Genomic DNA, 15,089 nt, shown 5'->3' with positions numbered 1-15,089 from the left:
ATTAACTAGCCGACGACCGATTGTGCTTCATCCTTCTGATGCAACAGGTCCATCTGTTGATCATTGAAGCGAGCGTAGTCCGTTTGCCAGGCTGAGTGTTGTGTGACTGGCATGACCTGAACTGCGGTCACTTTGTACTCTGGGCAATTGGTCGCCCAATCAGAGTTATCAGTCGTGATCACGTTCGCTCCGGATTCGGGGAAGTGGAAGGTCGTGTACACCACGCCTGGTTGCACGCGTTCGGTAATCGCTGCACGCAAGACCGTCTCGCCTGCTCGACTTTGTATACCAACCCAATCGCCTGACTTGATGCCACGTTCTTCTGCGTCGTGCGGGTGGATCTCAAGGGTATCCTCACTGTGCCACAGGTTATTTTCTGTGCGACGGGTCTGCGCACCCACGTTATATTGCGACAAAATACGTCCCGTCGTTAAAATCAACGGGAACTTACGGGTGACTTTCTCGGTACTGGCCACATACTGTGTAATGATGAAACGGCCTTTGCCGCGAACAAAATGATCCACGTGCATGGTTGAGGTACCGGCTCTTTCAGTGTGATCGTTGCACGGCCATTGCAAACTGCCGTGGTGGTCGATGCGATCGAAGCTTACACCGCTGAAACTAGGTGTGAGCGCAGCAATTTCATCCATGATCTCGCTGGGATGTTTGTAATCCATGGGATAGCCGAGCGCGTTTGCCAGCATCTGTGTGGCTTCCCAGTCACCGTAGCCAGCCATTGGCGGCATTACTTGACGGACGCGACTAATACGACGCTCTGCATTGGTGAAAGTGCCATCTTTTTCAAGAAACGAAGCACCTGGCAAGAACACGTGGGCGTACTTGGCTGTTTCGTTCAAGAAGATATCCTGAACCACAATACACTCCATTGCCTGCAAGGCGGCTGCGACGTGTTGGGTATCCGGGTCAGATTGGGCGATGTCTTCGCCCTGACAGAACAAACCTTTGAAGCTGCCATCGATCGCAGCATCAAACATATTCGGGATGCGTAAGCCCGGTTCTGCGTCAAGGGTCACCCCCCACGCCGCCTCGAACTGAGTGCGAGTCGTCGTGTCAGAGATATGGCGATAGCCAGGCAGCTCGTGCGGGAAGCTGCCCATGTCGCAACTACCTTGCACATTGTTCTGACCGCGTAAGGGGTTGACGCCCACGCCCTCGCGACCGATGTTTCCTGTCACCATCGCAAGGTTAGCAATGCCCATGACCGTGGTTGAGCCTTGGGCATGTTCGGTCACGCCTAAGCCATAATAAATCGCGCTGTTGACGCGACCATTTGGGCCGCTCAGCGTTTGCCCTTTGGCACCTTGAGCAAACAGCCTTGCTGCGCCACGAACTAACTCAGCAGAGACACCTGTTACTTCAGCCATTGCCTCGGGTGAATTCTCGGGCCGACTAATAAAGGACTTCCAGTCAGTAAAGGACTTGTCATCGCAACGTGCTTGCACAAAGGCCTCGTCCAATAAACCTTCGGTGACGATGACATGTGCCAGAGAACTGATCATCGCGACGTTGGTACCTGGCTTGAGCGCAAGGTGATAATCCGCTTTGATGTGAGGGGATTGGACCAAGTCAATTCGACGCGGGTCGATTACGATCAAGCGAGCGCCTGCCCGAAGGCGGCGCTTCATCCGTGAAGCAAAAACAGGGTGCCCATCAGTTGGATTAGCACCCATGACGAGAATGACGTCAGCTTGTTCGACTGATTTGAATGTCTGTGTTCCTGCGGACGTACCGAGAGTCTGACCCAAGCCATAACCCGTTGGTGAATGACAAACTCGAGCGCAGGTATCGACGTTGTTGTTGCCAAAACCAGCACGAACGAGCTTTTGAACCAGATAGACTTCTTCGTTGGTGCACCGCGAAGAAGTGATCCCGCCGATTGAATCTTTGCCATATTTGGCTTGAATACGTTTAAATTCAGACGCTGCGTGACTGATGGCCTCTTGCCAGCTGACTTCTTGCCAGGGATCGGTGATCTTGTTACGGATCATGGGTTTGGTCATGCGATCCTTGTGCGTCGCGTATCCCCACGCGAAACGACCTTTGACGCACGAGTGGCCTTCATTGGCTTTACCGTCTTTCCAGGGCACCATGCGAACCACCTGATTGCCCTTCATCTCGGCCTTGAAACCGCAACCGACGCCGCAATAAGCACAGGTGGTCGTGACGCTATGCTCGGGCTGACCGAGCCAGATGATTGATTTTTCTTGCAAGGTAGCAGTCGGGCAGGCCTCGACGCAGGCACCGCAACTGACACACTCCGATTCCATAAAAGGCTCGTCCTGACCGGGCGAAACACGCGACTCAAAACCACGACCACTGATGGTCAAGGCAAAAGTGCCTTGTGTTTCTTCGCAGGCGCGCACGCAACGATTGCAGACAATACATTTGGATGCATCGTAGGTGAAGTAAGGATTGGATTCGTCTTTGGCCAGATGGAGGTGGTTATGCCCATCCATGCCATAGCGAACGTTGCGCAAACCAGTCACCCCAGCCATATCCTGTAACTCACAGTTGCCGTTGGCGGGGCAGGTAAGGCAGTCAAGGGGGTGGTCAGAGATATAGAGCTCCATCACTCCCTTGCGCAAGTCCTGCAGCTTTGAGGTCTGTGTCCAGACACGCATCCCTTGCTCGGCAGGTGTGGTGCATGAGGCCGGAAAACCTTTGCGACCTTCGATCTCAACCAGACACAAACGACAGGATCCGAAGGGCTCAAGGCTGTCAGTAGCGCATAGTTTCGGGATTTTAGTGCCAGCCAGCATCGCTGCACGCATTAACGAGGTGCCTGCCGCGACTGTTACGTCGGTGCCGTCAATGGTTAGGGTCACGGTTTTGTCGGATACCACTTCCGGTGTGCCGAAATCACGTTGTATGACTTGCTCAAGCATGTCTAGTCCTTTTGCGCGAGTGTTGCGTTTTACGCAGCGGTTGGCGCGTGGGTTAGTCCAAAATCTTCGGGAAAATGATTTAGCGCGGATAACACTGGGTTGGGAGTCATCCCACCCATGGCACACAATGAGCCGTAGGTCATGGTGTTGCAAAGATCCTTGAGCAGCACCACTTGGTGCTCGCGATCTTTGCCTGAGGTAATCTTGTCGATTACTTCTGTCCCGCGCGTCGACCCAATGCGACACGGCGTACATTTGCCACAGGATTCGAGCGCGCAGAATTCCATGGCGTAGCGGGCAAGCTTGGACATATCCGCGGTGTCATCATGCACCACCATGCCGCCATGCCCTATCGTGCCACCAATAGCGATGAAGGTTTCGTAGTCTAGTGGTAAATCCCATTGTGACTCAGGGATATAAGTACCTAAGGGACCGCCAGACTGAATCGCTTTGATGGGGCGACCAGAGGCCGAGCCACCTCCAAAATCAAATACCAGTTCACGGAGAGTCAAACCAAAGGCTTTCTCGACCAGGCCACCAAACTTGATGTTGCCGGCCAATTGAAACGGCAGCGTGCCGGTTGAACGACCCACGCCGAAGTTTTTGTAAAAAGCAGCACCGCGCGCCAGAATGATAGGCACGCTGGCTAAGGTAATCACATTGTTGACAACGGTGGGCAATCCAAACAGGCCCTCAATTGCAGGCAAGGGCGGTTTCGCACGCACGATGCCTCTTTTGCCCTCAAGGCTTTCGAGTAAAGCGGTTTCTTCACCACACACATATGAACCGGCTGCTTTGCGGACGATGAGTGAGAATGATTTGCCGCTGTTCAGGATGTTGGCTCCGAGATAGCCAGCCGCCTCGGCAATCTGAATTGCCTCGTTTAAGACCGCGATGGCATGCGGGTATTCAGAGCGCACATAGATGTAACCCACCGTCGCATCGGTAGCAATCCCTGCGATGGTCATGCCTTCGATCAACATGAAAGGGTCGCCCTCCATGGTCATCCGATCAGAAAACGTACCAGAGTCACCCTCGTCTGCGTTACAGACGATATAGCGCTGTTTGGCAGGGGTTGCAGCAACAGTCCGCCATTTGATGCCGGCAGGGAAGGCCGCGCCCCCACGGCCGCGCAAACCTGAGTCCAGCACTTGTTGGATGATGTCTTGACCCGACATGGCCAGGGCGTGTTGCAAGCCTGTAAAGCCCTCGTGATCTTCATAGTCGGTCAAAGACAGCGGGTCGGTAATACCCATCCGAGCAAAGGTTAAGCGCTCTTGTTTCTTAAGATAAGGGATCTCTGCTGTTAGACCGAGATAAAGAGGATGCTGAGTTGCCTCTGCCAGGCCTTGTTCAAAAATATCGACAACGTCTTCTGGCTCGACTGGCCCGAACGCTACACGACCTTCGGGCGTGCTGATTTCAAGCAAAGGCTCTAACCAGAACATCCCTCGCGAACTGTTACGAACCAGACGAACGTCGATATTGCGATTGTGCGCTTGAGTCGCCACAGCTTTCGCGACGCGCTCAGCGCCGACCGCTAAGGCTGCAGAATCACGGGGTACAAAGACAGAGATACTCATGCTTGCCCCCTGGCTTCGGCCATCAAGCGTTCGAATTTGATGGGAGTAACCCGTGCGTGCACCTCTCCGTTAATGGCTATCGACGGTGACGATGCGCAGAGACCCAGACAATAAGCTGCTTCCAGGGTCACGCTACCATCAGGTGTCGTGTGATGAGCTTTGCAAGCGAGATGCTCTTGCGCGTGTGCAAATAAAGCCTCAGCCCCCATCGCTTGGCACGCTTCAGCCCGACAAATTTGCACGACGTGACGGCCTGGGGCAGTCGAACGGAAATGATGGTAATAGGTGATGACGCCATGCACTTCTGCGCGAGAGAGATTAAGCGCAGCCGCAATGTCAGCTACAAGATCGCTTGGGATAAAACCAAGCTCATCTTGAATGTCGTGAAGAATCGGCAGCAGTGCGCCTGGTTCGTCTTTACGACGATGCAAGACCTGATGAACAGAGAGTCTCGATTGTTCGGTAACCGGTATTGCATCGACAGCCATGCTTTTCTCTTTCAGTAGTTGATTCAGCTAAACATTTTGGCAATGCTTAACGACGTTCTGTAAATTGCCCAAGCGAGCGGGATAGCGACAAATAACCAGGCGACAACTACCAGGGCACCCGGCGTTTTTGTGCTTGAGCCGCCACCAGAACCGACCTCGTTTGCAGCCGCGCGTTCATGCGCAAGTTTTTTCTCGATTGCAAGTTCCTCAGGGGTCATAAACCATTTTTCTGCCAATGGCTTGATCATGAGATTGGCAATGAAGCCAACCGTCAGAAACCCGACCAGGATGTACATAGTCTGGTTGTAAACCTGATTAAGTGGTATGCCGGCGTTGATCTGGTAGTCGCGCATGTAGTTGACGACGACCGGACCCAAAATGCCTGCTGTTGACCAGGCAGTAAGCAGCCGTCCATGGATCGCACCGACCATCTGAGTGCCGAAAATATCAGCCAGATAGGCGGGGACGGTGGCAAATCCACCGCCGTACATACTGAGGATCACGCATACCGCTGCGATAAAGAAGAACTCGCTGCCCTTCATGGCGCTGACCGGGATACTGGCGTAAAGGATTGCGCCGAGGACGAAGAAAACGAAATACGTTGTTTTGCGACCAATTTTGTCCGAGAAGCTGGCCCATACAAACCGGCCGCCGATGTTGAACAAGCTAATTAATGCTGCAAAGCCCGCTGCAACCAAGGCGATCGAGGACTTCTCAGCAGCGCTCAGTTCGCCGAATTTCTTGGCTACGCCGATCAGTTGCCCACCAAATACCTCTTGCAGCATTGGACTGGCCATGCCAATCACACCAATACCTGCACTCACGTTCATGCACAAAACAATCCAGATCAGCCAAAATTGAGGTATTCCCCAGACTTTGCTGACGTGGACATGCTTCTGGGTAATCATGGCGTTATTCGCTTGGGCTGGAGGTGGCGTCCAACCTTCGGGCTTCCAGCCCGTGGGAGGAACACGATAGGCCAAGGCGCCCGCCATCATGAAACCAAAATAGATAACGCCCATCGCGATGAAGGTTTGCATCACGCCCACATTGGTCGGCGTCGCAAAATAGGTCATCAGCATGGCTGCCAAGGGCGAACCGACTAAGGCCCCACCGCCAAAACCCATAATCGCCATTCCGGTTGCCATGCCTCGACGATCTGGAAACCATTTGATCAAAGTAGAAACGGGTGAGATGTAGCCCAAGCCGAGTCCGACGCCGCCGATTACGCCTGAGCCAATCCAAAGCATCCACAATTGATGCAGGTGAACCCCGAGAGCAGAGATCATCAGGCCACCGCACCAGCACAAAGCGGCAACGACGCCCGCTTTACGAGGGCCGGCGCGCTCTAGCCAGCCGCCCCAGACCGCAGCTGACAAGCCCAAAATAACGAAAAATAAGGTGTACATCCAGCCTAAGCTGGAAATTCGCCAATCGCAATCTGTTGCGAATAGCTCGGTCATGATTCCCATGGTGGCGGGACAAGTTCTTGCCGCCGTGACGCCCACTGCTTTGGATAAGGGTATCCAGAAAACTGAAAATCCATACGCCATGCCAATACACAAATGAATGGCAAGTGCGGCTGGTGGTACCAACCAGCGATTAAATCCAGGCCCTGCGATCGTTTTTTCTTTGTCCAGCCAGCCACTGGCCGAAGTTGTTGCTGTGGTGTCTGCTGACATAGTTCCATCCTTGTTGTTTTTCTTGACTCCCCTACCTAAGGAACCATTGCATGACTATAGGACGGAACGCTAATTTATTTCAAAAATGTGACTATTCACACTGTGAATAGAGGGTAAGTACCAGTAATTTTTCTCCGTTGTAAGCTGGGGTTGACGCTCAGGCCTCGAGAGCACCTGAGTGCTGGTGAAGCATTTTTGCCCACTCAGTTGACTGAGCAAAGGCAAGTGCAGCACGCAAAACACGGGATCGTCTGTCAGTTTTAAGCAAAATCCAGGAAATATCCGTGGCGATGTGTGGTGCGACAAGCGGATGAGCGTCGATGCTGTGATCATGGAGCACTTGATCAACCAGCGCACCAGGCATGATGCTGGCGATGGCGCCCGCCGTTACTGCGATGCCAAGTGTGAAAATTGAATTGGTTTCCATGACCGGCTTGAGCGTTACCCCAATATCATTGAACGTTTGATCAATGATGTGCCGGTTATACATGGCCTTCGACAACAAGCAAAGCTGGTATTTAGAGGCATCTAGCCACGTAATGGGCGAGCCTTTAAGCACTTGCTTGGGTTCGGCGTTCTTGCGCTTGCGGACTAGGTAATAGTGCTCGTTGTATTGATGCACAGCTGTTAGCTGATGCGCCCGGTTCGTTATTCTTGTTGCATAGCCCAGTCCCATCTCGAGAGAACCGTTTTCGACGCCGGTCTCCAAGCCCTGTGAACTCACACTTTTCAGTTCTATTCTGATCGATGGGTGTTTTGCTTGAAGGAAGGCAGCAAAACGGCCGGCAATCGGGATGGCAGTCGGGATTGCGCCAATCGAAAGATGCCCGGTGGGCTCAGCGTCAGTGCTTTTAATCTCTTGTTGCAAGGTCTCATGCTCTCGCATGATTCTTCTTGCGCTCTCCAGCACTGTCTGGCCTTCGTCTGTAAACCCGATAAAGCTTCGTCCACGATTAATAATGCTAATGCCGTAGCTCTCCTCCAATGCCTTTAACGCATTGGACAGGGCCGGCTGAGTGATGTTGCAGGCATCAGCCGCTCGACTGAAATGCTTATATTCATCCAGCGCAATCAGGTAACGGAACCAGACTAAGTGATTCATGTCGCTTGAAACAGTTGGCGTATGTTTGGCAAGGACTCAAGTGCTGCAATTCGCTGATACAAGTCGCTGTCAATTCCTTTTAAGCTTGGATTGTTTGTTTGCCCAGTTAGCACGCAATCATCGAATTTTTGCTTTAAACCCACTGCGTCGATTGGGTTCATCGCGTTGCCAAGCGGGAAACGAATCTCTCCAGAATCAAACGTCTTACCCGCGACTGTTTCGATCACGATACGGTCCGTCAAGGCAAACGAGGGATCAATAGGACATGATTTATCCGTAATCGATACTGTCAGTTTATCGTACAGGCTGCTGACGTCTTCGCGAGTGACGAACTCATCTGTTAACTGCGATAAGCCGACTTCACGGGCGACGATGGCTGACGCGATCGCAAACTCAGCACTGAATTTGGCTTCAAGCCCAGTTTTTGGATGGTGATTGCGTAACATGGAGGCCTGTGCAGCACCGGTCGTCAGGTGCATTGACTTGATGTCAGTTGCTTTGAGGTTTTCGCGATTGGCGATTTCCAGCACGCCGTCAATGGTGCGATGGCATGAATAGCAAACCGGATAGCGTTTAATCGAAAGACCACTTTCCAAGATCCGTGGAGCTTGCCCCAGACTTGACGCGTCGCTGGCTCGATCAACCCGACCTGCAGGTGATAGGGCTGCTAAATAACCCGCGTGATGTTCAAAAGCGTCGGGCGAGGACGTCATCCCTAGTTTCGCCAGACGCACGGCATCTATCCCGTGAGACGCTGCTCGGCCCGCATGAAAGGGTTTAGTCATTGTGCCGAAATTGGCTACCAGACCGCTGGCCATACTTGCCGCAATGGCCAGCGCCCGGGCGGACAAGTCGGCATCAAGACGGTGCAGATACGCTACAGCTGCGGCACAAGCGACCGCGCCCAACACACCAGTCGGGTGCCAGCCTTTCAGATGGTACTGATCTGCTTCACGCTTAAATAGCTCAGCCCAGACTTCGTAGCCGATGACATAGGCACTCAAGGCATCGCGACCGCTTGACTGGAGTACGTAACCTTCTGCCAGGATGGCCGGCACCAGAACGGTACTAGGGTGACCCGATAAGGCTACGTCATCGTAATCAAGTGCATGACCAGCTACAGCATTAATAAAAGCAGCTTGTTGAGCCGGTCGATAGTTGCCGGCAAAAGGGATAGGGGCTTGACCAGCGCGTTGCCCATCTGTTTGTCCGACTGACTGGCCTTGATCAAAAAACTGCTGAACAATCTGCACCACCGGTTCACTGCTTCCGGCAATCATGGTCGCAATGGTATCGATGAACCCTGTTTTGGCAACCTCGCAAGCCTCGGGCTCTTTACCTGCAAAGCTCGGGTTGGCAACATAATTGCCCAGTGCTTGAGTAAGGCCTGTCATGCAATGTCTCCGTGAGTATTGTTGATTCTATTGTTTCTATTGTTTGTTTGTATTGGTTGTATCGCTGAGCAAGGCAAGTTTAGAACGAACGAGGCATGCCCAGCATGTGCTCGCCTATGTATGACAAAACGAGATTAGTCGAGATCGGTGCGATCTGAAAAAGCCTGGTCTCGCGCCACTTGCGCTCGACATCATATTCGCGCGCATAACCGAATCCACCGTGGCATTGCAGGCAGGCTTCTGCCGCATGCCAGGTTGCATCCGCCGCCAGCAATTTGCCCATGTTGGCATCGTCGCCACACGGTAGGCCTGCATCAAACATCGCTGCGGCACGACGCAGCACCAGATCGGCGGCCTCGATTTCAGCGTGAGCACGCGCAATCGGAAACTGCACCGACTGATTCTGACCAATTGGCCGATCAAACACCCGGCGCTCTTTCACATAGTTGATCGCGGTTTTGGTAAACCATCTCCCGTCACCGATTGCCTCTGCCGACACTAAAATTCGCTCGGCGTTCATGCCATCCAGAATGTACTTAAAGCCTTTTCCTTCTTCGCCAATCAAACTACTCGCCGGTATCCGGACGTTGTCAAAAAACACTTCTGTGGTGTTGTGATTGATCATGGCCTTCAGCGGGCGGATATCCAAACCCTTGTCGCGCAGGTGGCGAATGTCGAGCAAAAAAACCGACAGGCCTTCGCTTTTCTTTTTGCAGTCTTCAAGAGGGGTGGTCCGTGCCAGTAGCAACATCAAGTCAGAGTGCAGCGCACGTGATGTCCAGACTTTCTGACCATTGATCACGTAGCTGTCGCCATCACGCACCGCCCGAGTTTTGAGTTTGGTCGTATCTGTGCCCGAGGTGGGTTCAGTCACCCCAAAGGCTTGCAACCTCAATTCACCGCTCGCAATCGCGGGCAGGTATTGTTTTTTCTGTTCTTCACTGCCATGACGCAGCACCGTGCCCATGGTGTACATCTGTGCATGGCAAGCCCCTGCATTGCATCCCGAGGCGTGGATTTCTTCGAGGATCACAGCTGCGGCCCGCAATGGCATCCCGCTACCACCATATTCTTCGGGAATCAGCGCGCCCAGGTACCCGGACTTGGTGAGCGCCTGAACGAAGGCAGTGGGGTAGGCTTCGTTTTCTTCGAGATCGCGCCAATAAGATCCGGGGAAATCTGCACAGACTTGGCGTACCCCCTCACGGATGTCTGCGTAGTCCTCACCAATTGCAATACTTAAAGCTTGAGTCATTTCGGATCCGGTCTAATCAAAAATTAGTAAGAGAGATGTTTGTTGTGGATGACGTCAGTTACGCAGCAGCCAGGCGCTCTGACGCAGGCAGATAATTGCGTGGCAACCCCGCTTTAGCCAGGGCACCGTGCATGGCGATATCAGGCAGGGATGCGGCAATCGCCTTGCGGATCTCAACCAATTTATTCAAATCGACACCGGTGTCGAGTCCCATTGAATCGAGCATGAAGCACAAGTCTTCCATCACGATATTGCCGCTCGCACCGGGGGCGAACGGACAGCCACCAAGACCAGCTAAAGACGCATCGAAATGAACAATGCCGCAATCAAGCGCGGCGGTCACATTGGCCAGGCCCGTACCGCGGGTGTCGTGAAAGTGAGCAGCAATGGGCAAGTGTTTGACTTCGGCTAGTACTGCTTTAAAGACCTCACGGACCTGATTGGGGTCTGCATACCCAACCGTATCAGCCACAACCAGCTCATCCGCACCGGCTTCAACGAGCGCAACCGCATATTTAACAACGTCTTTGACCGACACGCGACCCTCGTAGGAGCAGCCCAGTGCGGTAGACAAGCCACCGACGATGATGGGACGTTGTCCCTCGGGTTGTTGTCTGATCATGGCGACGATTTCACGAAAATCAGCGACTGAATCTTCACGAGGACGGCGAACATTTTTCATGTTGTGCGTTTCACTGACTGACATGACGAAGTTCAGTTTATGAACCCCGAGTTCGACGCCGCGTTGCGCCCCACGCATATTGGGGATCAATGCAGCCACTAGAAGGCCAGGTATTTGAATGGACTGCTCGGTGACTTCAGCGGCATCCGCGAATTGAGGGATCAGTTTGGGCGGCACGTAGGACGTGACTTCGATCTCGCTCATCCCTGCAGCAGCTTCAGCTTTAATCCATGCCATTTTGTCAACAGTGGGCATAAAAGTTGAATGAATCTGTAATCCATCCCGCAAACCGACTTCTCGTAGGGTGATTTTTTGCTTCATGATCATGTTGCCTTCATTCTATTTTTTAAATTAACGACCTTTGAAATTCGCTTTGCGTTTTTCATTAAAAGCAGCCACACCTTCCATACGATCTTCAGTATCGACCAGGTGGTTGTAGGCTTCAACTTCAAAACGGTAGGCAGTCCGCAACTCCATTTGGCCGCCATACCTGACCGATTTCTTGACCTGCCTGACGGACAGTGGCGCGTTGCCTGCGATAGTCTGAGCAGTCTCAATCGCTCTGGCTAACAAATCTTGAGGTTCGTACACGGCGTTGACTAAGCCCCATTGCAGTGCTTGTTCAGCATTGAAAGCTTTGCCAGTCATGATGATTTCTTTAGCTCGACGATCACCCACCGCGCGCGGCAAATTTTGTGTCCCACCCGCACCGGGCATGATGCCCAGGGTGACTTCGGTCAAGGCAAAGCGGGCGGCGTTGCTCGAATAAATAAAGTCGCAGCAAAGCGACATCTCAAGACCACCTGCATAGGCGTGCCCATTGACAGCAGCGATCACTGGCAGAGGCAAGTCAACCAAGGTCCAGAACATCCGTTCAAATAATTCGTGTTGTCTGGTCCATTGCAACTTAGTCATACCGTTGCGCTCTTTCAGATCGCCACCAGCACAGAAAATCTTTTCGCCTGCACCCGTCAGGACGATACAGCGCACGTCTTCAGGCTCTGCGGTAAGCCGATTCCACAGATCAAGCAGATCATGCCCCATCTGGGTGTTGATTGAGTTGCCTAAGGCAGGACGATTTAAGGTGACCTTCAGGACATGCGTATCCACCATTTCGCATGCGATGGTTTCGTATTGGGGCAGGGTGCTCATCGGCTGTTGTCCTCAGATTTTTTAATGATCAAGTCAGTGTGCTCACCAAGTTTTGGTGGCGCGCCATACGGTGCTGGTCTGATCCCGTCAAAGCTGAGAGGCAAACCAATGAACTGCATGCCCGTGCCTGGCACGGCTTGCACCACACCCATCGCTTCAGTTTGAGGATGTGCAACCATTTGAGCAAGATTATTGACTGGCGAGCAAGGCACACCAACGGCTTCAAGGATGCTTATCCAGTGATCGGTGGTTTGCGAGGACATGACCGTTTCTATCATGCCGTACAGTTCGACCTGATTCTCCACGCGGGCGGGGTTGCCAAGGTATTTCGGATCGTCGATCCACTCTGGATGGCCCAGTGCGCTGGCTAACGATTTAAACAAAGAGTCACTGCCTGCTGCGACAACAATCTCGCCATCGCTGGTCAGATAGCCTTTATACGGCACGATACCCGGCGCGCCTGAGCCTTGCTTATCTGCCACTTTGCCCGAAGCGAGATATTGCGACGCGAGTAGCGATACCCAGCTGGTGGCGGTTTCAAACAGTGATACGTCGATGACTTTGCCTTTGCCGGTGGCTTGGCGCTCGTACAGGGCGGTTAGTGCACCAATGACTGCCCACATCCCAGTGCCCATGTCCACAATTGAAGCACCAACCCGGACAGCGGGGCGGCCAGGCTCACCCGTGGTGCTCATGATGCCGCCGAAAGCTTGCATCAGTGGGTCGTAGCCCGGTCGGTCTTTGAGTGGCCCCCGGTTACCAAAAGCGCCCAGATTGCAGTAAATCAGTGTGTCATTGAGTTTAAGGAGGCTTGGCCCGTCCAGGCCAAGCTTTTCAACCTGCCCAGGCCGCAAATTCTGGATGACGATATCTGCATGCTGGCATATATATTGCTTGAGTGACTCAACCTGTTCAGGATCTCTAAGTTCGCAAACCACGGATTGTTTGTTGCGGTTTAAAGATTGAAAGAAAGATGACGCCCCCTCCCAAAATGGAGGACCCCATTTGCGGGCATCGTCGCCATCCGCTTTTTCAATCTTCACAACGCGCGCGCCGAGCTCGCTGAAAATTTGACCAGCGAAAGGCGCAGCGACGCTGTGGCCGACTTCTACAACGACCAGGTCCTTAAAAGGTAAGGGAAGAGTGGTTTGTGTCTCGCTAATAGATTGCGTCATTTTTTATGAAGTTACTTTTGTCTCAGAAATTATGTCACGCGGTAAGACTAAGGGGAAACCCCTAACTTAAGTTTGATGCTAAGTCACCAATTGTTCACTATGCTGTCTCTCTAATCTAGTGTTTTCTTGTACAGGAGTGGGTCCATGCGTTTATCTCAGTTAGCTCGTCTGTCAATATCAGTAGCCTGTATGGCTGTTTCAGGTCTTACCTTTGGTCAGACTAAGTGGGATTTGGCCTCTGGCTACCCACCAGGCAATTTCCATACAGAAAATCTGGAGCAATTCACTAAAGACGTCGATGCAGCCACCCAAGGTAAATTGAAAATTACTTTGCACTCTAACGCGTCGCTGTTCAAGTTGCCAGAGATTAAAAGAGCAGTGCAAGGGGGTCAGGCGCAAGCTGGCGAGATTCTGCTAGCCGCCTACGAAAACGAGAACGCGTTGTTTGGGATGGACGGTGTGCCGTTTCTGGCGACCAGCTACGCCGATGCCAAGAAATTGCAAAGCGTGCAGCTGCCTGCTCTTGATAAATATCTTGCTGAGCAAGGCATCAAAGTTCTCTACACCGTGCCTTGGCAACCACAAGGGATCTACAGCAAAAAGCCTCTGACATCAGTTGCTGACATGAAGGGCATGAAATGGCGGTCTTACTCACCATCGACCGCCAAAATGGCTGAGTTGATGCAGTTGCAACCGGTCACAGTCCAAGCCGCTGAGTTAAGCCAGGCTTTAGCAACCGGCATTGTTGAGTCCTACATCTCATCGAGCGCGACTGGTATCGACAGCAAAACCTATGAGAGCTTGAAGTACTTCTATGAGACCCAAGCCTGGATCCCCAAGAACGCAGTTCTGGTGAGCTTGAAGGCTTTTAATGCTTTGGATAAAGCGACTCAGGACGCCGTTCTGAAAGCTGCAGCTGAGGCACAAGTCCGGGGCTGGAAAATCAGCGAAGACAAAGAAGCGATCTTCAAACAAACCCTGCGCGATCGTGGGATGACTGTTGAGGCACCTTCGGCAACCTTCGCTGCTGACCTCAATAAAGTGGGTGGTGTGATGCTTGGTGACTGGGAAAAGAAAATGGGTGCCGACGGCGCTGCACTGATCTCAGCCTATAAAAAGTAAAACATCCCATGCGTAAATTTTTAAATGGGTTGTACCTGACAACCGGATGGTTGTCAGCTTTTTGCGTGCTGATGATTTGTGTACTCATGATCGCGCAAAGTGTTTTGCGCGAAATGGGGGTTAGAACGGGCGCCGTTAACGACGTGGTTGCCTGGATGTGTGCCGGTGCAGCATTTTTGTCGATGGCACATGCCTTCAAGCATGGCGACTTCGTGCGAGTGACCTTGCTGCTTGAGAAACTGTCTCCTAAAACACGTCATTGGTATGAGCTTGGCTGTCTGACTGTCGGCATCGTAGCAGTTGGTTATATGACCTACTGGGCGACAGCTTTCACATACGAGAGCTATGTTTTTCATGATGTTTCAGACGGTTTGATACCGATGCCTAAGTGGATTCCACAACTATCTTTTGTGATTGGATCCTGGGTTTTCCTGATCGCAATTGTGGACGAATGGTTTCTTGTGTTCCAAGGCAACAGACCCACGTTCGTCGTTGCAGTAGAAGAGCGCCACGCGGCGGGCGACTTTTCGTCTGACGTTTAAAGATCT

12 protein-coding genes are annotated in these 15,089 nt (G+C 52.5%); 2 read left to right on the top strand and 10 right to left on the bottom strand.

Translation table 11 applies throughout. The features are described 5' to 3' along the window. Window positions 1-5 precede the first annotated feature (5 nt). The 10 genes from fdhF to BCM14_RS03835 all read right to left on the bottom strand — a co-directional run bounded on the left by fdhF (window position 6) and on the right by BCM14_RS03835 (window position 13,419). The gene (fdhF, locus tag BCM14_RS03880; protein WP_106226656.1) at window positions 6-2,906 is read right to left on the bottom strand and encodes a formate dehydrogenase subunit alpha; all 2,901 of its coding nucleotides are present in this window, start codon (window positions 2,904-2,906) and stop codon (window positions 6-8) included. A gap of 29 nt (window positions 2,907-2,935) precedes the next feature. Then, window positions 2,936-4,489, bottom strand: coding sequence for a formate dehydrogenase beta subunit (locus BCM14_RS03875; RefSeq protein ID WP_106226655.1), 1,554 nt, complete (start codon window positions 4,487-4,489; stop codon window positions 2,936-2,938). Then, complete coding sequence (locus BCM14_RS03870) at window positions 4,486-4,977, bottom strand: formate dehydrogenase subunit gamma (protein WP_106226654.1); 492 nt, start codon at window positions 4,975-4,977, stop codon at window positions 4,486-4,488. Before BCM14_RS03870 ends, BCM14_RS03875 begins: the two co-directional genes overlap by 4 nt. A gap of 23 nt (window positions 4,978-5,000) precedes the next feature. Continuing rightward, window positions 5,001-6,659, bottom strand: coding sequence for an OFA family MFS transporter (locus tag BCM14_RS03865; RefSeq protein ID WP_106226653.1), 1,659 nt, complete (start codon window positions 6,657-6,659; stop codon window positions 5,001-5,003). 157 nt (window positions 6,660-6,816) lie between these two features. Beyond that, window positions 6,817-7,761, bottom strand: a complete 945-nt coding sequence (locus BCM14_RS03860) for a LysR family transcriptional regulator (RefSeq protein WP_106226652.1) — start codon at window positions 7,759-7,761, stop codon at window positions 6,817-6,819. Then, entirely contained in the window at window positions 7,758-9,155 is a 1,398-nt protein-coding gene (locus BCM14_RS03855; RefSeq protein ID WP_106226651.1) for an MmgE/PrpD family protein, read from the bottom strand. The genes BCM14_RS03860 and BCM14_RS03855 overlap by 4 nt, the downstream gene beginning before the upstream one ends. Before the next feature lie 79 nt (window positions 9,156-9,234). Next, window positions 9,235-10,410 carry an acyl-CoA dehydrogenase family protein gene (locus BCM14_RS03850; RefSeq protein WP_106226650.1) on the bottom strand — a complete coding sequence of 392 codons (1,176 nt, stop codon included), beginning with the start codon at window positions 10,408-10,410 and terminating at the stop codon, window positions 9,235-9,237. A 58-nt stretch (window positions 10,411-10,468) separates the two neighbouring features. Further along, complete coding sequence (locus BCM14_RS03845; protein ID WP_106227032.1) at window positions 10,469-11,413, bottom strand: hydroxymethylglutaryl-CoA lyase; 945 nt, start codon at window positions 11,411-11,413, stop codon at window positions 10,469-10,471. Window positions 11,414-11,443: 30 nt separating this feature from the next. Then, window positions 11,444-12,244: an enoyl-CoA hydratase/isomerase family protein gene (locus BCM14_RS03840; protein ID WP_106226649.1), complete on the bottom strand. Its 801-nt coding sequence runs from the start codon at window positions 12,242-12,244 to the stop codon at window positions 11,444-11,446. After that, window positions 12,241-13,419, bottom strand: coding sequence for a CaiB/BaiF CoA transferase family protein (locus BCM14_RS03835; RefSeq protein ID WP_106226648.1), 1,179 nt, complete (start codon window positions 13,417-13,419; stop codon window positions 12,241-12,243). Before BCM14_RS03835 ends, BCM14_RS03840 begins: the two co-directional genes overlap by 4 nt. Window positions 13,420-13,563: 144 nt before the next feature. On the opposite strand from BCM14_RS03835, the gene BCM14_RS03830 reads away from it, so the two are divergent. Both BCM14_RS03830 and BCM14_RS03825 read left to right on the top strand, forming a co-directional pair. Next, window positions 13,564-14,541: a TRAP transporter substrate-binding protein gene (locus tag BCM14_RS03830; protein ID WP_375318457.1), complete on the top strand. Its 978-nt coding sequence runs from the start codon at window positions 13,564-13,566 to the stop codon at window positions 14,539-14,541. Window positions 14,542-14,549: 8 nt separating this feature from the next. Further along, complete coding sequence (locus tag BCM14_RS03825) at window positions 14,550-15,083, top strand: TRAP transporter small permease (RefSeq protein WP_106226646.1); 534 nt, start codon at window positions 14,550-14,552, stop codon at window positions 15,081-15,083. Window positions 15,084-15,089 lie beyond the last annotated feature (6 nt).

It is taken from the genome of Jezberella montanilacus (genome assembly GCF_003003055.1).
Classification (GTDB): Bacteria; Pseudomonadota; Gammaproteobacteria; order Burkholderiales; family Burkholderiaceae_B; genus Zwartia; species Zwartia montanilacus.
The sequence above is the reverse complement of the archived record's forward strand: the minus strand, read 5'-3'. Positions and strand labels throughout refer to the sequence as shown.

Excerpts from the sequence above, each read along its gene's own strand:
- fdhF (WP_106226656.1), bottom strand. The coding sequence starts at position 2,906 with ATGCTTGAGCAAGTCATACAACGTGATTTCGGCACACCGGAAGTGGTA.
- BCM14_RS03875 (WP_106226655.1), bottom strand. The coding sequence starts at position 4,489 with ATGAGTATCTCTGTCTTTGTACCCCGTGATTCTGCAGCCTTAGCGGTC.
- BCM14_RS03870 (WP_106226654.1), bottom strand. The coding sequence starts at position 4,977 with ATGGCTGTCGATGCAATACCGGTTACCGAACAATCGAGACTCTCTGTT.
- BCM14_RS03865 (WP_106226653.1), bottom strand. The coding sequence starts at position 6,659 with ATGTCAGCAGACACCACAGCAACAACTTCGGCCAGTGGCTGGCTGGAC.
- BCM14_RS03860 (WP_106226652.1), bottom strand. The coding sequence starts at position 7,761 with ATGAATCACTTAGTCTGGTTCCGTTACCTGATTGCGCTGGATGAATAT.
- BCM14_RS03855 (WP_106226651.1), bottom strand. The coding sequence starts at position 9,155 with ATGACAGGCCTTACTCAAGCACTGGGCAATTATGTTGCCAACCCGAGC.
- BCM14_RS03850 (WP_106226650.1), bottom strand. The coding sequence starts at position 10,410 with ATGACTCAAGCTTTAAGTATTGCAATTGGTGAGGACTACGCAGACATC.
- BCM14_RS03845 (WP_106227032.1), bottom strand. The coding sequence starts at position 11,413 with ATGAAGCAAAAAATCACCCTACGAGAAGTCGGTTTGCGGGATGGATTA.
- BCM14_RS03840 (WP_106226649.1), bottom strand. The coding sequence starts at position 12,244 with ATGAGCACCCTGCCCCAATACGAAACCATCGCATGCGAAATGGTGGAT.
- BCM14_RS03835 (WP_106226648.1), bottom strand. The coding sequence starts at position 13,419 with ATGACGCAATCTATTAGCGAGACACAAACCACTCTTCCCTTACCTTTT.
- BCM14_RS03830 (WP_375318457.1), top strand. The coding sequence starts at position 13,564 with ATGCGTTTATCTCAGTTAGCTCGTCTGTCAATATCAGTAGCCTGTATG.
- BCM14_RS03825 (WP_106226646.1), top strand. The coding sequence starts at position 14,550 with ATGCGTAAATTTTTAAATGGGTTGTACCTGACAACCGGATGGTTGTCA.